This is a genomic window from Streptomyces sp. iso_384 (genome assembly GCF_056172905.1).
On the sequence record NZ_JBWBTT010000001.1, the window covers coordinates 476,092 to 495,148 of the forward strand.

The 19,057-nt window shown below is 71.3% G+C and carries 18 protein-coding genes; 8 read left to right on the plus strand and 10 right to left on the minus strand.

The window, feature by feature from the left end; genetic code table 11:
* Positions 1-98 precede the first annotated feature (98 nt).
* Both AC0VY3_RS02180 and AC0VY3_RS02185 read right to left on the minus strand, forming a co-directional pair.
* The gene (locus tag AC0VY3_RS02180; RefSeq protein WP_103508304.1) at positions 99-1,391 is read right to left on the minus strand and encodes an ion channel protein; all 1,293 of its coding nucleotides are present in this window, start codon (positions 1,389-1,391) and stop codon (positions 99-101) included.
* Positions 1,392-1,509: 118 nt separating this feature from the next.
* A complete protein-coding gene (locus AC0VY3_RS02185; protein ID WP_010063720.1) occupies positions 1,510-1,875 on the minus strand; it encodes a YbjQ family protein in 366 nt (121 codons plus the stop codon).
* Between the two features lie 152 nt (positions 1,876-2,027).
* Between AC0VY3_RS02185 and AC0VY3_RS02190 the strand changes: the two genes are divergently transcribed.
* Positions 2,028-2,753: a DedA family protein gene (locus tag AC0VY3_RS02190; RefSeq protein ID WP_475548772.1), complete on the plus strand. Its 726-nt coding sequence runs from the start codon at positions 2,028-2,030 to the stop codon at positions 2,751-2,753.
* A gap of 108 nt (positions 2,754-2,861) precedes the next feature.
* On the opposite strand, the gene AC0VY3_RS02195 is transcribed toward AC0VY3_RS02190, so the two are convergent.
* A complete protein-coding gene (locus AC0VY3_RS02195) occupies positions 2,862-4,565 on the minus strand; it encodes a threonine/serine exporter family protein (RefSeq protein WP_103508306.1) in 1,704 nt (567 codons plus the stop codon).
* A 188-nt stretch (positions 4,566-4,753) separates the two neighbouring features.
* The gene (locus AC0VY3_RS02200; RefSeq protein WP_018959738.1) at positions 4,754-5,248 is read right to left on the minus strand and encodes an inorganic diphosphatase; all 495 of its coding nucleotides are present in this window, start codon (positions 5,246-5,248) and stop codon (positions 4,754-4,756) included.
* A 113-nt stretch (positions 5,249-5,361) separates the two neighbouring features.
* On the opposite strand from AC0VY3_RS02200, the gene dacB reads away from it, so the two are divergent.
* From dacB to AC0VY3_RS02235, 7 genes are all read left to right on the plus strand, one after another.
* Entirely contained in the window at positions 5,362-6,810 is a 1,449-nt protein-coding gene (gene dacB, locus AC0VY3_RS02205) for a D-alanyl-D-alanine carboxypeptidase/D-alanyl-D-alanine endopeptidase (RefSeq protein ID WP_103508307.1), read from the plus strand.
* A 69-nt stretch (positions 6,811-6,879) separates the two neighbouring features.
* Positions 6,880-8,013, plus strand: a complete 1,134-nt coding sequence (locus tag AC0VY3_RS02210; RefSeq protein ID WP_103508308.1) for a zinc-dependent metalloprotease — start codon at positions 6,880-6,882, stop codon at positions 8,011-8,013.
* A gap of 186 nt (positions 8,014-8,199) precedes the next feature.
* Entirely contained in the window at positions 8,200-9,312 is a 1,113-nt protein-coding gene (gene tilS, locus AC0VY3_RS02215; protein WP_475548773.1) for a tRNA lysidine(34) synthetase TilS, read from the plus strand.
* A 98-nt stretch (positions 9,313-9,410) separates the two neighbouring features.
* Entirely contained in the window at positions 9,411-9,950 is a 540-nt protein-coding gene (gene hpt, locus AC0VY3_RS02220) for a hypoxanthine phosphoribosyltransferase (RefSeq protein WP_003968263.1), read from the plus strand.
* Positions 9,951-10,132: 182 nt separating this feature from the next.
* Complete coding sequence (gene ftsH / locus AC0VY3_RS02225) at positions 10,133-12,190, plus strand: ATP-dependent zinc metalloprotease FtsH (RefSeq protein WP_103507671.1); 2,058 nt, start codon at positions 10,133-10,135, stop codon at positions 12,188-12,190.
* Between the two features lie 163 nt (positions 12,191-12,353).
* Positions 12,354-12,959 (plus strand): GTP cyclohydrolase I FolE, encoded by a 606-nt coding sequence (gene folE, locus AC0VY3_RS02230; protein WP_103507672.1) that lies wholly within the window; start codon positions 12,354-12,356, stop codon positions 12,957-12,959.
* Positions 12,960-13,026: 67 nt separating this feature from the next.
* Positions 13,027-13,761 (plus strand): hypothetical protein, encoded by a 735-nt coding sequence (locus AC0VY3_RS02235; protein ID WP_475548774.1) that lies wholly within the window; start codon positions 13,027-13,029, stop codon positions 13,759-13,761.
* Between the two features lie 280 nt (positions 13,762-14,041).
* Here the strand turns inward: AC0VY3_RS02235 and AC0VY3_RS02240 are convergent, their stop codons facing one another.
* From AC0VY3_RS02240 to AC0VY3_RS02265, 6 genes are all read right to left on the minus strand, one after another.
* Positions 14,042-14,530: a DUF3180 domain-containing protein gene (locus AC0VY3_RS02240; protein WP_030087936.1), complete on the minus strand. Its 489-nt coding sequence runs from the start codon at positions 14,528-14,530 to the stop codon at positions 14,042-14,044.
* Between the two features lie 74 nt (positions 14,531-14,604).
* Positions 14,605-15,216 (minus strand): 2-amino-4-hydroxy-6-hydroxymethyldihydropteridine diphosphokinase, encoded by a 612-nt coding sequence (gene folK, locus AC0VY3_RS02245; protein ID WP_103507673.1) that lies wholly within the window; start codon positions 15,214-15,216, stop codon positions 14,605-14,607.
* A complete protein-coding gene (gene folB / locus AC0VY3_RS02250) occupies positions 15,213-15,572 on the minus strand; it encodes a dihydroneopterin aldolase (RefSeq protein ID WP_003968268.1) in 360 nt (119 codons plus the stop codon). Before folB ends, folK begins: the two co-directional genes overlap by 4 nt.
* Positions 15,573-15,780: 208 nt before the next feature.
* On the minus strand, positions 15,781-16,254 hold the full coding sequence (locus tag AC0VY3_RS02255; protein WP_103507674.1) for a nuclear transport factor 2 family protein: 474 nt from the start codon (positions 16,252-16,254) through the stop codon (positions 15,781-15,783).
* Positions 16,251-17,111 carry a dihydropteroate synthase gene (gene folP / locus AC0VY3_RS02260; RefSeq protein ID WP_475548775.1) on the minus strand — a complete coding sequence of 287 codons (861 nt, stop codon included), beginning with the start codon at positions 17,109-17,111 and terminating at the stop codon, positions 16,251-16,253. The genes AC0VY3_RS02255 and folP overlap by 4 nt, the downstream gene beginning before the upstream one ends.
* Before the next feature lie 29 nt (positions 17,112-17,140).
* Entirely contained in the window at positions 17,141-18,973 is a 1,833-nt protein-coding gene (locus tag AC0VY3_RS02265) for a phosphatidylglycerol lysyltransferase domain-containing protein (RefSeq protein ID WP_242742201.1), read from the minus strand.
* Positions 18,974-19,057: the final 84 nt, after the last annotated feature.

A 19,057-nucleotide genomic window follows, 5' to 3' on the forward strand; every position in this document is an offset into this window, starting at 1 on the left:
CAAAGCACATGAACCAGACGATACGGAGGTTCGCCGCTTCCGGCGCGTCGGACGGGCCCTTCTCCGTGACCGCTCCCGCGACCGCGTACGCCGCTCGCCTAGCGCAGCGACTTCCCGTCGCCGTCCAGCTGCATCTGGGCCCGCCCGGTGACCAGCAGCCAGGCGGGCAGGGTGGCCGCGCACAGCAGCGGCAGCACGGACGCGTCGCCGACCAGCACCGCCGCGGTGAACAGGCTCACCCAGCCCTGCCGGGTGACGGCGAGCAGGACGCCCAGCACCGCGCAGGACACCGCGAGCGCCGCCGGGACCGCGTCGACGAGCGCGTGGGCGCAGAGCCCGAGCGACACCCCGACGAAGACCGCCGGGAAGATCCGGCCGCCCCGGAAGCCACAGGTGGCCGCGATCACGAGGGCGGCCGTCTTCACCACCGCCATCCCCGCGAACTCCCCGGCCGACCAGCCGTCCGGGTCGCCGGCCAGCTCCTTCACCTCGTCGAGCCCCTTGAAGAGGGTGAGATGGCCGCCCAGCGCGCCGAGCAGCCCCAGCACCAGGCCGCCCGCCGTCAGGGCGAGCACCGGATGCCGCAGCGCCGTGAAGACCCGGTGCGCCACCGGGAACGCGTACACCGCGAGCAGCCCGAGGAGCGCGCCCGCCGAGGCGATCAGCAGGGCGGAGAGCAGATCGCCCCAGTGCGGTCCGTCGTACGCCGGGAGCGACAGGTCGAAGCTGGGGTGTGCGATCAGCGACATGGTCAGCGCACCCGCCGTGCCCGCCGCGAGCGGGGCGAACAGCCGGTCCCAGAAAGCCCCGGGGCCCGGCTGCGCGGCCAGTGCCTCGGAGAGGATCAGCGCGGCCGCGACCGGAGTGCCGAAGAGCGCCCCGATCGTCCCGGCCGCCGCCAGTGCCACCCACAGCTCGCCCGGAGCGCCGGGCGCGAACCGCCGGCCGAGCCAGAAGGCCAGCGCGATGTTGGCCGCGGTGATCGGGTTCTCCGGCCCGAGGCTCACCCCGCCCGCCAGCGCCAGGACCGTCACCAGGAGCAGCCCGGGCACGATGCCGGGCCGCATCGGGGCGTCGACCAGGCCGGTGGTGGCCGGGTCCGGGCCGCCGTGACCCGGCACGGCCCGCAGGACGAGCCCCACCGCGAGACCGGTCGCGGTGAGCATCACGACCATCCACAGGGAGGAGAACCGACCCACCCCGAGTGTGTCGGGCAGGGTCTCCCAGAGCACGTCCTGGAGCTGTTCGGCCAGCAGGCTCACGCCGAGCAGGATCAGCGCGCAGACGACGCCGACGACGATCGCGGGCAGCACGAGCGGCAGCAGCCGCCGGGCCGGGGCGGCCGGAGGGTGCGGGGGAGCCGGCGGCGGAGCGGGGGATTCGGGGGCCACCGGCCCACCCTAGGGTGACGAAACGGACAAAACCCTTCAATGGTGGCCCGCTGGCCCCGCGTCCCACCCGGACCGCCCCCGACTCCGGCCCCGCGGCCCGCCCCGCGCCCCGGGCGCGTCACACCTTGCTGATCACCGCCGCCGTCCCGTACGCACAGACCTCCGTACCCACGTCCGCCGCCTCGGTCACGTCGAAGCGCATCATCAGGACCGCGTTGGCGCCCCGGGCCCGCGCCTGCTCCACGAGCCGCTCCATCGCCTGGTTACGGGTCTCGACCAGCGTCTTCGTCAGCCCCCTCAGCTCGCCGCCGATCATCGACTTCAGCCCGGCGCCGATCTGGCTGCCCAGATGGCGCGACCGTACGGTCAGCCCGAAGACCTCGCCGATGACCTGGGTCACCTGGTAGCCGGGTACGTCGTTCGTGGTGACGACCAGCACGTCCGCCTGGGCCGTCTGGCCACCGCCGAATTCCTCAATGCCCATGTTTGTGGCACCTCCTGTGATCAGCTTCGGGCCGCTTTCCAGGATGCGCATTCCCGCTGTGGGCCACTGGAACCACGGGCATCCATCGGGCGTTGATAGCTTGGGGCAGCCACAGAGCCGCCATCGCACCCCTCATCCTGGAGCCCGGACCCTTGAATACGCTTGCGCTCGGACCGAGCTGGCTGGACCCGGACTATCTGCTCAACACGTTCGGGCTCCCCGGCCTGCTCCTCATCGTCTTCGCCGAGTCCGGCCTCCTGATCGGGTTCTTCCTGCCCGGCGACTCGCTGCTGTTCACCACGGGTCTGCTGGTGACCACAGGACAGCTGAAGTACCCGCTCTGGCTGGTCTGCACGCTGATCGCGGTGGCCGCGATCGTCGGCGACCAGGTGGGCTATCTCTTCGGCCGCAAGGTCGGCCCGGCCCTCTTCAAGCGCCCCGACTCCCGCCTCTTCAAGCAGGAGAACGTCGAGAAGGCCCACGAGTTCTTCGAGAAGCACGGGCCGAAGTCCCTGGTCCTGGCGCGCTTCGTGCCCATCGTGCGTACGTTCACGCCGATCATCGCGGGCGTCAGCCGGATGAACTACCGCTCCTTCATCACGTACAACGTCGTCGGCGCGATCCTCTGGGGCGTCGGCGTCACCGTGCTCGGAGCACTGCTCGGCAAGATCGACTTCGTGCACGAGCACATCGAGATGATCCTCATCCTGATCGTGCTCATCTCCGTGGTGCCGATCGTGATCGAGGTGCTGCGGGCCCGCAGTCAGAGCAAGAAGGCGGCCGCCGCCGAGGCGCCGGGCGGCGACGGCTCCGGCCGCCCCCCGGCGGGCGGCAACGGCCCCTCCTCCGGCCAGCGCGGCCGCCACGCCAAGCGCTGACCCCGCGTACGTACGCGACGAAGCGCCCCTCCCCGCAGCTCGGGGGAGGGGCGCTTCTGTGCGTACCGGCGTGCGTACGGCGCTCGTACAGCCACGAGGCCCGCGGGCTCAGAACCCCCGGGTCCGCTTCGCCGCCCGCCGGCTCGCCCCGCCGACCGCGCCCGGCACCCCCATGAACAGCCGCGAGATCTCGCTCCCCAGGTTCACCCCGATCGCGATGGCCAGCGCCGTCGCGACCGCCGTCGACAGCGAGGTCAGCCCTCGGGTCACATCGTTCTGGGCCACGCCCAGCAGACCGAAGTACGTCGCCGAACCGGGCAGCAGCGGCCCGATCGCCGCCGTGATGTACGGCAGCGAGGACGTGAACCGGTAGCGCGAGAACAACTGGCCGAACAGGCCCACCAGACCGGCCGCCACCGCCGTCGCCGCGACCGGCGAGATGCCCCCGGTCCGGGCCATCGCCCCGAAGACGATCCAGGCGACACCGCCGTTGAGGGTGACCGCCAGCACCGTCGACCGTTCCTGCTGGAGCAGCACCGCGAAGGCCAGGCTCAGCGACATCGACACCAGGATCTGCACCACCGGTTCGTCGTACGGCGTGAACCGGGCCTCGGGATTGAGCTGGGCCCCCAGCTGCACCCCCAGGTACAGGATCATCAGCACGCCCGCGACGATCCCGATGAAGAAGTACATGACCTCCAGCAGCCGGGCCGAGGCGGTGATGTAGTAGCCGGTCAGCCCGTCCTGCACCCCCGCCACCAGCGCCCGCCCCGGCAGCAGCGCGAACAGCCCACCGGTGATCACCGCGGACGGGCGGATGTCCGTCGAATGCGTCAGCGTCAGCGCCACCCCCATCGCGGCGGGCGGCATCGCGGCCACCGTGAACTGGTAGAACTCCGGCAGCCCGCGCCCGGCGCACAGCCACGCGAGCCGGTCGCCGAGCATCGCGCCCGCCGCCGCCACGACGAACACCAGGAGCCCGCCGCCGACCAGCACCGAAGCCGAACCCGCCAGCAGCCCGGCGGCCGCCGTCAGCACCCAGCCCGGGTAGGGGTGGCGGTTACGGCGGATCTCCGCGAGCCGCCGGTAGGCCTCCTCCAGCGACACCTCGGTGTCCGTGCTCGTGATGTCGTCGACCAGCCGGAACACGGCCGCCAGCCGGGTGTAGTCGGTGCCCCGGCGGCGTACCGTACGGCTCGCCGTCACCGGGTCGTCGACCAGCGACGGCTGGTGCGAGATGGACAGCAGCGTGAACGTGACGGTCGGCTCGCTGCGGTCCAGACCGTAGGACCGGGTCACCGCGAACATCGCCGCCTCGACGTCCTCGGCGCCCTCGCCGCCCGCCAGCAGCAGCTCCCCGATACGCAGCGTCAGGTCGAGCACGCGCGGCACCGCGGGGCCCGTCTCGTCGTCGGTGCGCTGGATCGCCTCCGTGGCCGGACGCTCGGTCACCGGCATCCGCAGCATCGTGCGCATCCGGTCCTGCCAGGGCGCCTCCTTGGTCAGCTTGACCATCGGAATGCCCTGCGCCGGGGTGAACGCGGGCGGCGACTGCTGGGCGCTGTACGTGCTCGGCGGCGTGAAAGCGGAACTCAGCGTGTCGGAGTTCGAACCGCCCCCGGAACCGCCGCCCGACGCGGCCGGACCGTTCGGCTCCTGGTGCACCCCGGTCGGGATGGCGAACTCCGACGTCGGATGGTCCTCCTCGGGCGGCGACACCGGATGCATCGTCCCCGCGGGCGGAGCGAAAGCGCTCCGCGCCTCGTCGGACTGGGGCTTCTGGTCCTCAGGACCGCCCGATTCCGCCACCACTCGACCTCGTTCCTGCTCGACTGCACGTCACTGGGGGTCGCCCCGCCGCACGTGTGCCCAGTATGGCCACCGGCATGGGCCCCGCACGTGCGGAAGTGCGGACAGCGAAACGGGCGGCACACCCGCGAAGGTGTACCGCCCGTTCGAAGACGGCCGTCCGGCTCACAAACGGAACCGGAAGAGGGACGTCAGTGCGCGCCGCCCTGCGCCTCGAGGCGCTTGTACGAGGCCTCGATCTCGGCCTCCGCCTCGGTACGGCCGACCCAGTCGGCGCCCTCGACGGACTTGCCCGGCTCCAGGTCCTTGTAGACCTCGAAGAAGTGCTGGATCTCCAGACGGTCGAACTCCGACACGTGGTGGATGTCACGCAGGTGCTCCACCCGCGGGTCGGACGCCGGGACGCAGAGCAGCTTGTCGTCGCCGCCCGCCTCGTCGGTCATCCGGAACATACCGATGGCGCGGCACTTGATGAGGCAACCCGGGAAGGTCGGCTCGTCCAGAATGACCAGCGCGTCCAGCGGGTCGCCGTCCTCGCCGAGGGTGTTCTCGACGAAGCCGTAGTCGGCCGGGTAGCTGGTCGAGGTGAAGAGTCGACGGTCCAGGCGGATCCGACCGGTCTCGTGGTCCACCTCGTACTTGTTCCGCGAACCCTTCGGGATCTCGATGGTGACGTCGAACTCCACGGGTGGCTCCTCCATGATCAACACATACGACTGGTGATTAAGTGTCCCCCACGCAGAAGAGTGCTCGCGAAAGGGGCTGGTCAACGGTGGCCGAGCCGGTGGAAAGACCGTCGATGCGCCCGTCGGACCCGTGGGGCAGGCTGAAGGTCCTGAAGAACAGACGCAACGGGTCGTACACCTGGCAGGTCATCGCAGGCTCCGCCGCGCTCGGCCTGGTCGTCGCCACCGGCGCCGTCCTCGCCGCCGGCCCCTGGGACAACGGTCAGCGTAAGGCCGAGCGGGCACTGGCCGTCACCGCGGACCGAACAGGTGGCGCACATCACGGCCGCCCGACGCCCGACGGCCCCCGCCCGGCCCCCAGCGCCCCGGCCGTTCTCCCGGCCCTCGGCACCACCACCCACGACGCCCCCCAGGACCCCGCCGGGCTCCGCGACGCCCTCGCCCCGCTCATCGGCGCGCCCCAGCTGGGCACCGAGGTCGCCGCGTCCGTCATCGACACCGCCACCGGCAAGGAGCTGTACGGACGCGGCGCCACCACTCCGATGACGCCGGCCTCCACCATCAAGATCGCCACCGCCACCGCCGCGCTCTCCGTCCTGGGCCCCGACCACCGCATCGCCACCACCGCCGCGCTCTCCCCCGACGCGCGCACCCTCACCCTCGTCGGCGGCGGCGACCCCACGCTCAGCGAGACGGCCCTGCGCACGATGGCCGGCAAGGCGGCCGAGGCGCTCCGCGAGGACGGCAAGGACTCCGTACGGCTCGCGTACGACACCTCCCGCTACACCGGCCCCGTGCTCCACCCGATCAGCCCCAACGAGAACATCGCGCCCGTCACCGCGCTGATGGTCAACGAGGGCCGCCTCGACGACACCGACCGCGGCATCGCCGACCGCAGCGAGGACCCCGCCGGCGACGCCGCCCGCACCTTCGCCGCGCAGCTGGAGAAGGCCGGCGTCGAGGTCACCGGCGAGCCCCGCGAGGCCCGCGCGGGCGACAAGGCCCGCACCGTCGCGACCCACCGCTCCGCCCCGCTCTCCGCCCTCGTCGAGCGCACCCTCACCAACAGCGACAACGACATCGCCGAGGCCCTCGCCCGGCAGACCGCCATCGCCAAGGGCGAGAGCGCCTCGTTCGCCGGGGCCCGCCGCGCCGTCACCAACGAACTGGAGAAGCTCGATATCCCGGTGGCCGGCGCCCACCTCGCCGACGGCAGCGGCCTGGACCGCAAGGACCGGGTCACCCCCGCCCTCCTCACCGCCCTCCTCACCCGCGCCGCCGACCCCGACCGCCCCGGACTGCGCCCCGTCCTCACCGGCCTCCCGATCGCCGGCTTCAGCGGCACCCTCGACGGCCGCTACGAGAAGGACGCCGGAGGCACCGGCCTGATCCGCGCCAAGACCGGCACCCTCAACCGCGTCAACGCCCTCGCCGGAACCGTCGTCGACTCCCGGGGCCGACTGCTCGCCTTCGCCTTCCTCGCCTCCGGCAGCCTCCACGCGTCCGAGGCCGAACCCGCCCTCGACGCCCTGGCCACCGCCCTCGCCGGAACGGGCGGCTGACGGGCGGCCGTACCCGAAGAGCCCCGCAAGACCCCACCAAGGGGCGACAGGCTCACGTACGGTTGACGCATGACGAGCATCGGTGGTGCCGAGATGGTCGACTGGAATCTCGCGGTGGCGACCGCGACCCGGCTCGTGCGGCCCGGGCCCGACATCAGCCGCGAGGAGGCCCGTGCCGTCGTCGCGGAGCTCCGGCGGCACGCCAAGGCCTCGGAGGAACACGTCCGGCTCTTCACCCGGATGATCCCCGAGGGCACCGAACCCGAGGACACCCCCGTCCTCGTCGTCGACCGCCCCGGCTGGATCAGGGCCAACGTCGCCGGCTTCCGCGAACTGCTGCGCCCCCTGCTCACCAAGATGGAGAGCCGCCGCTCCGGCGGACCCGGCGGCGCCGTCCTCGGCGCCGTCGGCGGCAAGGTCACCGGCGTCGAGCTGGGCATGCTGCTCTCGTTCCTCGCCTCCCGGGTGCTCGGCCAGTACGAGACCTTCGCCCCCGCCACCAGAGACCTGCCCGCCTCCGCGAACGGCGGCGGCCGGCTGCTCCTCGTCGCCCCGAACATCGTCCACGTCGAACGCGAGCTGGACGTCGACCCGCACGACTTCCGGCTCTGGGTCGCCCTCCACGAGGAGACCCACCGCACCCAGTTCACCGGCGTGCCCTGGCTCCGCGACCACCTCCAGGGCGAGATCCAGACGTTCCTCGACGAGACCGACGTCGACCCGATGACCTTCGTGGAACGCCTCCGCGAAGCCGCCCAGTCGCTCTCCGGCGGCCGCCCCGAGGGCGAACAGGGCGAGAGCGACAGCCGCAGCCTCGTCGACATCGTCCAGACCCCCGCCCAGCGCGAGGTGCTCGGCCGCCTCACCGCCGTCATGTCCCTCCTGGAGGGCCACGCGGACTACGTGATGGACGGCGTGGGCCCCGACGTCGTCGGCTCCGTCTCCGAGATCCGGGAGAAGTTCCAGCAGCGCCGCGCCCAGGGCGCCGGCCGCCTCGACCAGGCCCTGCGCAAGCTCCTCGGCCTGGATGCCAAGCTCCGGCAGTACAAGGACGGCGAGAAGTTCGTACGATCGGTCGTCGAAGAGGTCGGCATGGACGGCTTCAACCGCGTCTGGACCTCACCGAACACCCTGCCGACCAAGGCCGAGATCGCCAAGCCCGCCGACTGGGTCGCGCGGGTGCACCGTAAGGCCGAATCCTGACCATCAGGCGGTCCGCGGACCCAAATTGGCCCTCCAATCACCCATCCGAGGGACCATAGGGGCATGGGAAGGCGTGCAATGCTCGATGAACAGCTTGCCTCTGTCACCATCGACGCACTCTGAGTGACGGGACTCACGCGTTCCGGCGCTCGACGCTCCTCCCGAACTCCACGAAGGGCACCGGACATGGGTCCCCATCCTGCGGTCGCGGCGATACGCCTGGCGGTCCGCCGCGTACTCCACGACGTACTCACCGAACTCCACCGGCACGCCGACCACGACCGGCCCGCCGAAGCGGCCAGGCGCCCCGCGCACGCCGCCCGCTCCCGCTACGCCGAGGCCGGCACCGCGGGCGCCCCCCGCGCAGCCCTCCCCGAACGGCCCGACACCCCGCTCGTCCTCGTCGCCTGCTCCGGCGGCGCCGACTCCATGGCGCTCGCCTCCGCCCTCGCGTTCGAGGCCCGCAAACTCGACGTCCGGGCCGGCGGCATCACCGTCGACCACAACCTCCAGCCCGGATCCGGCCTCCGCGCCGCCGAGGTCGTCACCCGGCTCACCGCCATGGACCTCGACCCCGTCGAGGCCGTCGCCGTGCACGTCGGACGCGAGGGCGGCCCCGAGGCCGCCGCCCGCGACGCCCGCTACGCCGCGCTGGACGCCGCCGCCGAACGGCACGGCGCCGCCGCCGTCCTGCTCGGCCACACCCGCGACGACCAGGCCGAGACCGTCCTCCTCGGCCTCGCCCGCGGCTCCGGCATCCGCTCGCTCTCCGGCATGGCCGCCGCCTCCGGGCCGGCCGGCCGCTACCGCCGCCCCTTCCTCCAGCTCGACCGGCAGACCGCCCGCAAGGCCTGCCTGGTCCAGTCGCTGCCCGTCTGGGACGACCCGCACAACATCGACCCTGCCTACACCCGCTCCCGGCTCCGCCACGAAGGCCTGCCCGCCCTGGAGAAGGCGCTCGGCAAAGGCGTCGTCGAAGCCCTCGCCCGCACCGCCCAGCTCTCCCGCGACGACGCCGACGCCCTGGACACCTGGGCCGCCGAGGCCGAGCTCTCCGTACGCGACGACACCGGCCGGCTGGAGTGCGCCAAGCTCTACGTCCTGCCCCCCGCGGTACGCCGCCGGGTGCTGCGCCGCGCGCTGATCGAGGCCGGGGCGCCCGCCGGCTCGCTCTTCGCCCGGCACCTCGAAGAAGTCGACCGCCTGATCACCGGCTGGCGCGGCCAGCGCGCCATCAACCTGCCCGGCCGCGTCGAAGCGATGCGGCAGGGTGGCAGACTGGTCATTCGGCAGAGCTGACGCGCAAGCGGCTGAAGTGCAGGCGAACAGCCGGCCCGGCCCGGGGCGCTTTCCCGGGCCGGCAGGCAGAGAAAGAGACGTGGGTGAACGAGAAGGACATGGGTACCGACCTTCAGTCGGTGCTCCTCACCAAGGAAGAGATCGACGCGAAGCTCGTCGAGCTGGCCGCGAAGATCGACGCGGAGTACGCGGGCAAGGACCTGCTCATCGTCGGCGTGCTCAAGGGCGCGGTGATGGTCATGGCGGACCTGGCGCGCGCGCTGTCCACCCCCGTCACGATGGACTGGATGGCCGTCTCCTCGTACGGAGCGGGCACCCAGTCCTCCGGCGTCGTCCGGATCCTCAAGGACCTCGACACCGACATCAAGGGCAAGCACGTCCTGATCGTCGAGGACATCATCGACTCCGGGCTGACGCTGTCCTGGCTGCTGTCCAACCTGGGCTCCCGCGAGCCGGCCTCGCTGGAGGTCTGCACCCTGCTGCGCAAGCCGGATGCCGCAAAGGTCGCGATCGATGTGAAGTGGATCGGTTTCGACATCCCCAACGAGTTCGTCGTCGGCTACGGGCTGGACTACGCGGAGAAGTACCGCAACCTGCCCTTCGTCGGCACGCTCGCCCCGCACGTCTACGGCGGCTGACCCCGGCCGACCCGCCGGGGAACCCTCACTGCCCTCGGGCCGTTGGAGCTTCGAAAGCAGGTTTCTCCGCCGTACCCGGCAGTCGCGGGTGACGATGCTGGGGTACCGTCCGAAGAACAGTCTTTTCAAACAGCAGCATTTACCTACGGGCAGGAGGGACGGGGCGTCTTCGCTCCGTATGGATGGACGTGAAGCGATACTTCCGTGGGCCGGTCATGTGGATCGTGCTGGCCGTCCTCGCCGTGGTCGTGTTGATGCAGGTCGTCGGCTCGTCGGGCGGCCACAAGACGGTGGACACCGGCAAGGTGATCCAGGCGATCAGCAAGGACCAGGTGGAGCAGGCCAAGCTGACCACCGGTGACGAACAAATGGTCAAGATCGAGCTGAAGAAGGGTCAGAAGCTCGAAGGCGAGTCCGGCAGCAAGTTCCAGGCGAGCTACATCGGCAACCAGGGTGTCGAGCTCGCCGACACGCTGCAGACGAAGTTCGAGGCGGGTGACATCGAGAAGGGTTACACCATCTCGCCGTCGAAGCAGTCCCCGTTCGTCTCGATCCTCCTCTCGCTGCTGCCCTTCGTCCTCATCGTGGTCGTCTTCCTGTTTCTGATGAATCAGATGCAGGGCGGCGGTTCCAAGGTCATGCAGTTCGGCAAGTCCAAGGCCAAGCTGATCACCAAGGACACCCCCAAGACGACCTTCGCCGATGTGGCGGGGTCCGACGAGGCGGTCGAAGAGCTCCACGAGATCAAGGAGTTCCTCCAGGAGCCGGCGAAGTTCCAGGCCGTCGGCGCCAAGATCCCCAAGGGCGTCCTGCTCTACGGGCCGCCCGGTACGGGCAAGACGCTGCTCGCACGCGCCGTCGCCGGCGAAGCGGGCGTGCCGTTCTACTCGATCTCCGGTTCCGACTTCGTCGAGATGTTCGTCGGCGTCGGCGCCTCCCGAGTGCGCGACCTCTTCGAGCAGGCCAAGGCGAACGCCCCGGCGATCGTCTTCGTCGACGAGATCGACGCCGTCGGCCGCCACCGCGGCGCCGGCATGGGCGGCGGTCACGACGAGCGCGAGCAGACTCTCAACCAGCTGCTCGTCGAGATGGACGGATTCGACGTGAAGGGCGGCGTCATCCTGATCGCCGCCACGAACCGCCCGGACATCCTCGACCCGGCGCTGCTGCGCCCGGGACGTTTCGACCGGCAGATCGCGGTCGACCGCCCGGACATGCAGGGCCGCCTGGAGATCCTCAAGGTGCACCAGAAGGGCAAGCCCGTCGCGGAGGGCGTCGACCTCGGCGCCGTCGCCCGGCGCACGCCCGGCTTCACCGGTGCCGACCTGTCGAACGTGCTGAACGAGGCCGCGCTCCTGACGGCGCGCAGCAACAAGAAGCTCATCGACAACGAGAGCCTCGACGAGGCGATCGACCGTGTCGTGGCGGGCCCGCAGAAGCGGACCCGGATCATGTCCGAGAAGGAAAAGAAGATCACCGCGTACCACGAGGGCGGACACGCCCTGGTCGCGGCGGCCTCCCCCCAGTCGGACCCGGTCCACAAGATCACGATCCTCTCCCGCGGCCGCGCCCTCGGTTACACGATGGTGCTCCCGGAGGAGGACAAGTACTCCACGACCCGCAACGAGATGCTCGACCAGCTGGCGTACATGCTGGGCGGGCGTGCGGCCGAGGAGCTGGTCTTCCACGACCCGACCACCGGCGCCGCGAACGACATCGAGAAGGCCACGGCAACGGCCCGCGCGATGGTCACGCAGTACGGCATGACGGAGCGCCTCGGCGCGATCAAGTTCGGCGGCGACAACTCGGAGCCCTTCCTGGGCCGCGAGATGGGCCACCAGCGCGACTACTCGGAAGAGGTCGCGGCACTGGTCGACGAGGAGGTCAAGAAGCTCATCGAGACCGCCCACAACGACGCGTGGGAGATCCTCGTCGAGAACCGCGACATCCTCGACACCCTGGTGCTCGAACTCCTGGAGAAGGAGACGCTGGGCAAGGACGAGATCGCGGAGATCTTCGCCCCGATCGTGAAGCGCCCCGCCCGCCCGGCATGGACCGGATCCGCCCGACGCACCCCGTCGACGCGGCCCCCGGTCCTCTCTCCCAAGGAGCTGGCCCTCACCAACGGCGCCTCGGTCGCCAACGGTTCGGCCACCCCGCCGGAGATCGCCCCGACGGACCTGACGAAGGACATCGCCCCGTCCACCGAGGCGATCCCCGAGGACCGTCCCGAGAGCTAGCCCCGGACCGACTCCGGTGAGACCCCCGTCACGGGGGCCGACCCGGTCCCGGAATGGATGCCGCGCCCCCCAGGTTTTAGCCTGTGGGGGCGCGGCTTTTCCGTATGCCTGCGAGGTTCGAGCGCAATCCGCGCATCGGACAGCACAGAGGAACGAGGCACAGATGACCGACCCGGTGACGCTGGACGGCCAGGGTTCGATCGGCGAATTCGACGAGAAGCGGGCCGAGGCGGCCGTACGCGAACTGCTGATCTCCGTCGGAGAGGACCCGGACCGCGAGGGGCTGCGGGAGACGCCGGGGCGGGTGGCACGGGCGTACAAGGAGATTCTGGCCGGTCTGCGCCAGGAACCCGAGGACGTGCTCACCACGACCTTCGACCTCGGGCACGACGAGATGGTCCTGGTGAAGGACATCGAGATCATGTCGCTCTGCGAACACCACCTCCTGCCCTTCCACGGTGTCGCACACGTCGGGTACATCCCGGCCGACACGGGGAAGATCACCGGCCTGTCGAAGCTGGCCCGCTTGGTGGACGTCTTCGCCCGCAGGCCCCAGGTACAGGAACGTCTCACCACACAGGTGGCGGACTCGCTCATGCGGATCCTGGAGGCGCGGGGCGCGATCGTGGTGATCGAGGCCGAGCACATGTGCATGTCGGTACGGGGCATCCGCAAGCCCGGGGCGAAGACCACGACGTCGGCCGTGCGCGGACAGCTGCGCGACGCTTCGACCCGTGCCGAGGCGATGAGCCTCATATTGGCGCGCTAGACCGCTTTGTCAGTGGTGCCCGATACGCTCCTCGGCCTGTGATGGTGAACAGGCCGAGGAGCGCCGCATGATCGATGGGTTACCGAGCAAGCAGACCGTGAACGCGGTGGGAGGGCGTCTGCAGGCCCGGGAGATCACCGTCGGCACCAGGCTGTGGACGCTGGACGGGTCCCGCGCGGCACAGACGACGGTCACGGACGTCACGGCCGGCAAGGCGAGAGCGGCTGTGGAGGTCGCCACGAGCCATGCGGCTTTCACGGTCTCCGGGGACTTTCTGCTGGCCACGCCGGGCGGCTGGACCCGTGCCGAGGACGCGACAGGCAGAACCATCGCGTGGACTCACGCGCGTAAGCTCTGCCGTGAACGGCTCACGTTCCGCTTGGGATACGCGTTCGGCTATTTCGTGGGGGCCACCTGCGCGGACGGCACGGTGGGCAAGAACTACGTCTCGCTCGTCGTGAACGACGAGGCGTTCGCCACCCGCTACGCGAGGTGTCTCACAGAGGCGACGGGTCTGGAAGCACGGCTTCAGCCCGTCGTGCGGCCCTCCGGGTACCTGGGGCGGAACGTCCCGGGCTTCCGGGTCCGGGTGGTGTCCTCCTACCTCGCCGACGCCCTGCGCCAGTACGCGGGCGGCGACGCGCACCACATGAGGCAGGCGTTTCCCCGGGTCGTGCTGCGGGACCGCGAGGTCTTCGACGGTTTCCTGGACGGGTACGCGGACGGTGACGGGTGCCGTGCCAGGCGCTGGACCGGCCGGACCCTGGTCAGCGCCAACGTGCCGTTCCTCGTCGACCTATAGCCGAGATCATCGGCGCACGGTTCACCCCCGCGAGGAAGGGCCTGGCGTCGCATCTGGTCGTCGTGGACCGCTGGGCGGCCCGAGGCACGTTCCGGCCGGAGCATCACGACGCCGATCCCGTGGAAGCCGGCTGGGTGACCGTCGAGTCCGTGCGACCCCGCCCCGCGCCCGGCAAGCCGTTCACTCTGTACGGATACCGGCTCCGACCGCATCCCACGTTCCTGGTCAACGGGCATCTGGTCCGCGCGGCGGCGTGACCGGCCCGGGCCCGTCTCCTGCGTTACGCCGCCGCCGTGCCCGTGCCGTCGTGGTCGTTGCCGTCCTCCGGGAGGCGGCAGACGCGTTCCAGGAAGAGGGCGGCCGCGATGACGCCGATGGCGGCGATCACCGCCGCTCCCGCGTAGATCGCCTGGTCGCGGCGGGGCGGGATGTCGAGGTAGCTCAGGAGGAAGACGCCCGTGCCGCCGTACATTCCGGCGACCAGGGCGGCCACCAGGGCGCTCGCCTGGCCGAAGACGACCGCGCGGGCCGCGAACAGGGGCTCCACGCCCTTGGCGCCGGGGCGGCGTTCGCGCTGGGCGCGGAGGCGGGTGCGGGTGGAGAGGGCGGTCGCGAGGAGGATCACCGCGATCACGGCGAGCACGATCGACGCGGCCAGCGGGACGCTCGGCAGGGTGCCGAAGGAGTCCCAGAGGCGGGCTCCGCCCCAGGAGAGGACACCGGCGGCGGCGAAGAGGCCCGCCAGTACCCCGAGCCGTAGTTGCTTCACCGAGTGAGCCGCCCTTCGCGCCGCCTGTGCCCGGTCCGGCCGTGCGCCGGACCACCGTCCGTCGAGCCTAACGATTACTCCGGCAGGCGCAGTTCCAGGTCGGCGCGGGGCAGCACGCTGTCGCGGCCGACCGCCGCGAGCAGCTGGGCCACCGGCCCGGCGCCGGGAAGCTGGGCCTCGGGGTCCATGTCGTGCCAGGGGGCGAGGACGAAGGCCCGCTCGTGGGCGCGCGGGTGGGGGAGCGTGAGCACCGGGTCGTCGGAGAGGACGTCGGCGTACGACACGATGTCGACGTCGATGGTGCGCGGGCCCCAGCGCTCCTCGCGGACCCGGTCGAAGGCCTCCTCGACGGCCTGGCCGCGCTCCAGCAGGGAGGCGGGCGGCAGGGTCGTCTTCACGAGGATGACCGCGTTGAAGTAGGAGGGCTGGGAGTCCGCCTCGACGCCCCAGGGCTCCGTCTCGTAGACCGGGGAGACGGCCTTGACCCGCAGGCCCGGGGTGTCCTCCAGGGCGTCGACGGCCCCCTGGAGGGTCTCCAGGCGGTTGCCCAGGTTGGAGCCGAGGGAGATCACGGCCATCTTGGGGTTGGAGAGCGTGACGTCCGCGGCGTCCACCTGCCGGACGACGGCGGTCGGGACCGGCTGTACGGTCGGGTCGCTCTGCCCTTCGGTGGAAAATGCAGTCATGCTCGGCTCCGGGTGATGGTGATGGTCACGTCGTCGAAGGGGACGGTGATCGGCGCGTCCGGCTTGTGCACCACCACCTCGACCTCCTGGACGCCTTCGTGCTTCAGGCACTGCTGGGCGATGCGCTCGGCGAGCGTCTCGATCAGATCGACCGGCTCGCCCGTCACCACGTCGACGACCTCCTCGGCCACCACGCCGTAGTGCACGGTGCGCGCCAGGTCGTCGGTGGCTGCCGCGGGGCGGGTGTCGAGGCCGAGCACCAGGTCGACGATGAAGGTCTGGCCCTCTTCCCGCTCCCGGGGGAAGACACCGTGGTGCCCACGGGCCTTGAGGCCGCGCAGCGCGACACGATCCACGCGAATCACTCCTGCTGTCGTTGGTCGAGAGGCACCCGGCCGCGTGCGGGCGGCGAGGTGCCTTCTTTCGAATCTACCTGCGAGCACCGACAGTGCTCGCCCGTGGGGGCCATGGACAGCACCTCACCTGGCTGATAGCCGCCCATACCCGGCGGTCGGCGGTTCAATCCCTATCGGTCCCGTACCCACTCGGGAGGGTGTTTCCTCCTCAGGAGGGCGTTTCCTCGTCGTCGTCCTCGTCGGATTCCGTCAGGACGGGCGACCCGTGGTGGGACCAGAGCTTCCAGCCGTCGGCGGTGCGCCGGAACACGTTCGTGGCGACGACCAGCTGGCCCACGAGCGGGCCGAGCGCGCTGCCGTCCTCGGCGGGGCCGCCGCTGAGGATGTTCTCGGTGCAGGTGACCAGTGCCAGGTCGCCGGTCATCGATACGTTGACGTCGGTGAGGAAGAACTGGATGTACTCGGTGTTCGCCATGATCAGGGCGTAGCTGCGCAGCACCTCGCCCCGGCCCGTGAGCACCGGCCAGCCGGGGTGGACGCAGGAGACGGTGAGGTCCTCGCCCGGCAGCCAGCGGTCGGAGAGGTCCTCGTAGTCGCCGCGTTCCAGCGCCTCGTAGAAGCCGGTGTTGGCCGCCTCGACCTCCGCGATGTCGGCGGCGGCCTGTGCGTGTTCCTCGTTCACGCGGCTCCCTCGACCGCACGGGCGACGCGGACGGCGTCGGCGGTGGCCCTTACCTCGTGGACCCGTACGGCCCAGGCGCCGGCCTGCGCGGACAGTGCGGAGACGGCTGCGGTCGCCGCGTCGCGTTCGCGGGCGGGCGGCGGGGCCGAGCCCGTACCGGCCAGGACATGGCCGAGGAAACGTTTGCGGGAGGCGGCCACCAGCAGCGGGCGGCCCAGGGTGCGCAGCTCGGCCAGGTGCGCGACGAGCGACAGATCGTGGGCGGCGTCCTTCGCGAAGCCGAGGCCCGGGTCGACCACGACGCGCTCCGGGGCGACCCCGCCCGCGATCACCGCGTCCATCCGCTGCCGCAGTTCGTCGAGGACCTCGGCGACGACGTCCCCGTACACCGCGCGGCTGTTCATCGACTCGCTGAAGCCGCGCCAGTGCATCACGACGAACGGGACCTGGGCGGCGGCGACGGCCGGGATCATGTCCGGGTCGGCGAGGCCGCCGCTGACGTCGTTGACCAGGACGGCCCCGGCGGCGACGGCCTGCTCGGCGACGCGGGCGCGCATGGTGTCCACGGAGACGGTGACGCCCTCGGAGGCCAGCCCCCTCACGACCGGGACGACCCGGCGCAGCTCCTCGGCCTCGTCCACCCGGCTGGCGCCGGGGCGGGTCGACTCACCGCCCACGTCGACCAGGTCCGCGCCCTCGGAGACCAGGTGCAGACCGTGTTTGACCGCGGCCGTGGTGTCGAACCAGCGGCCGCCGTCGGAGAAGGAGTCGGGCGTCACGTTGACGACCCCCATGACCGCACAGCGGTCCCACTCCGGCAGTCCTCGGACCGTGCCCCGCGCGCGTGACGTACTCATACGACCAGACTAGGGCGTGTCCGCCCTGCTCATACCGCGCTCACCTCGTGCTGCTCCGGGGCCGTGTGCCGCGCGTGGCCGCACGGGCGGCGTCTGCGGGGGCGGAACGGGCGGGGCAGCGAGAAGTTCACGAAGCCCTCCGCCTGCATCGCGGCGATCCCGATGCGGGGCAGGTCGCGGCTGGTGCGGAAGACCACGAAGCGGGGCTCCCAGCGCGGCTTGAACTTGGCGTTGAACTTGTACAGCGACTCGATCTGGAACCAGCGGGAGAGGAAGATCAGCAGCCCGCGCCAGCAGCGCAGCACGGGTCCCGCGCCCAGCCGTTCGCCGCGGGCCAGCGCGGAGCGGAACATCGCGAAGTTCAGTGAGACCCGGGCGACACCGAGCTTCTCGGCGGCCTGGAGCGAGGCGACGATCAGCAGCTCGTTCATGCCGGGGTCGGCCGAGCGGTCGCGGCGCATCAGCTCCAGGGACATCCCGTCGTGCCCCCAGGGGACGAAGTGGAGGACGGCCTTCAGATCGCCGTGCGGGGAGTCCTCCGTACCGGAGCCGGGCAGATGGGCGGTGGCGATCACGCAGTCGCCGTCGGCCGGGTCGCCGATCCGGCCCAGGGCCATGGAGAAGCCGCGCTCGGTGTCGGTGCCGCGCCAGTCGGCGGCGGCCCGGCGGATCCGGTCCAGCTCGGTGTCGCCGATGTCGCGTGCCCGCCGGACCCGGGTCTCGTAGCCATTGCGTTCGATGCGCTTGACCATCTGGCGCACGTTACGCATGGCGCGCCCGGCGAGGGAGAAATCCGCCACGTCCACCACCGCCTCGTCGCCCAGCTCCAGGGCGGTGAGCCCGGTCTCGCGGGTCCAGACCTGGCCGCCGGTCTCGCTGCAGCCCATCACGGCGGGCGTCCAGGAGTGCGCCTGCGCCTCGTCCATGAAGCGCTCGATCGCGCCCGGCCAGGCCTCCACGTCGCCGATGGGGTCGCCGCCGGCCAGCATCACCCCGGAGACGACGCGGTAGCAGACGGCCGCCTTGCCGCTGGGGGAGAAGACGACGCCCTTGTCGCGGCGGAGCGCGAAGTGGCCGAGCGAGTCCCGGCCGCCGTGCTGCTCCAGCAGGGCCCGCAGCCGGCTCTCGTCGTCCTCGGTGAGGCGGGCGGCCGGGTGCTCGGGGCGGAAGGCGAGGTAGATGGTGGTGACGGCGGTCAGCAGGCCGAGCGCGCCCAGCGAGTACGCCACCGTCCAGCTGGTCCGCCCCGCGTAGTCGACGGGCCCCTCGACGCCGAACAGGCCGTACAGCACGTGCTGGAGGCGGTCGGCGATGGACGGGTCGCCGACGACCCGGCCGGGGTGGACGCTGACGATGATCAGTCCGAGCCCCAGCGAACCGGCGCCCAGGAGGACGAAGTTGGCGAGCGCGCGCCAGCGGCTGCGCGGATCCGGCAGCGCCCGGAACTGGTCCCGGTGGCGTACCAGCAGAGCGCAGAGCGTCAGCGAGACGAGCACCCCGATGATCGAGTGGCGGTACGCGAACTGCGCCACGGCCCCCGCGGGCAGCAGTGCCACCGCCGCCCGCCAGGCCCGCCGCTTGTGCCGCTTCAGCCCGTGCGCGAGCAGCAGCAGGAGCACACCGGCGCTCAGCGAGAGCGCGGCGGCGAACGGGCCGAGCGCCCCGGGGAGCACTTCGGCGAGGGTGTGCATCCGGCTGTGCCGGAAGCGGGGGAAGACCCCGGCGGCGACGTCGATCAGCCCGACGACGGTGCAGGCGGTACCGACGAGAGCCGGTACGGATTCGGGGCGCGGCCCGCGGAGCAACCGGCGGACGCGCTGCGGAACCGACACCGAATTATCCCCATCTAGCGTGACAGACATCGTTTCCCGTGGCTTCGCGAGAGGTTCGTTGAGTCCGCCGGCCGGAGCCCCACGGACGATGTGCGCCCTCTAGGACGTGGGTTG

Coding starts and splice junctions, on each gene's coding strand:
- AC0VY3_RS02185 (WP_010063720.1), bottom strand. CDS start 1,875: ATGGGCATTGAGGAATTCGGCGGTGGCCAGACGGCCCAGGCGGACGTG.
- tilS (WP_475548773.1), top strand. CDS start 8,200: ATGGGTCCCCATCCTGCGGTCGCGGCGATACGCCTGGCGGTCCGCCGC.
- hpt (WP_003968263.1), top strand. CDS start 9,411: ATGGGTACCGACCTTCAGTCGGTGCTCCTCACCAAGGAAGAGATCGAC.
- AC0VY3_RS02235 (WP_475548774.1), top strand. CDS start 13,027: ATGATCGATGGGTTACCGAGCAAGCAGACCGTGAACGCGGTGGGAGGG.
- AC0VY3_RS02265 (WP_242742201.1), bottom strand. CDS start 18,973: ATGTCTGTCACGCTAGATGGGGATAATTCGGTGTCGGTTCCGCAGCGC.
- folK (WP_103507673.1), bottom strand. CDS start 15,216: ATGACTGCATTTTCCACCGAAGGGCAGAGCGACCCGACCGTACAGCCG.
- folP (WP_475548775.1), bottom strand. CDS start 17,111: ATGAGTACGTCACGCGCGCGGGGCACGGTCCGAGGACTGCCGGAGTGG.
- folE (WP_103507672.1), top strand. CDS start 12,354: ATGACCGACCCGGTGACGCTGGACGGCCAGGGTTCGATCGGCGAATTC.
- ftsH (WP_103507671.1), top strand. CDS start 10,133: ATGGACGTGAAGCGATACTTCCGTGGGCCGGTCATGTGGATCGTGCTG.
- dacB (WP_103508307.1), top strand. CDS start 5,362: ATGCGCCCGTCGGACCCGTGGGGCAGGCTGAAGGTCCTGAAGAACAGA.
- AC0VY3_RS02210 (WP_103508308.1), top strand. CDS start 6,880: ATGACGAGCATCGGTGGTGCCGAGATGGTCGACTGGAATCTCGCGGTG.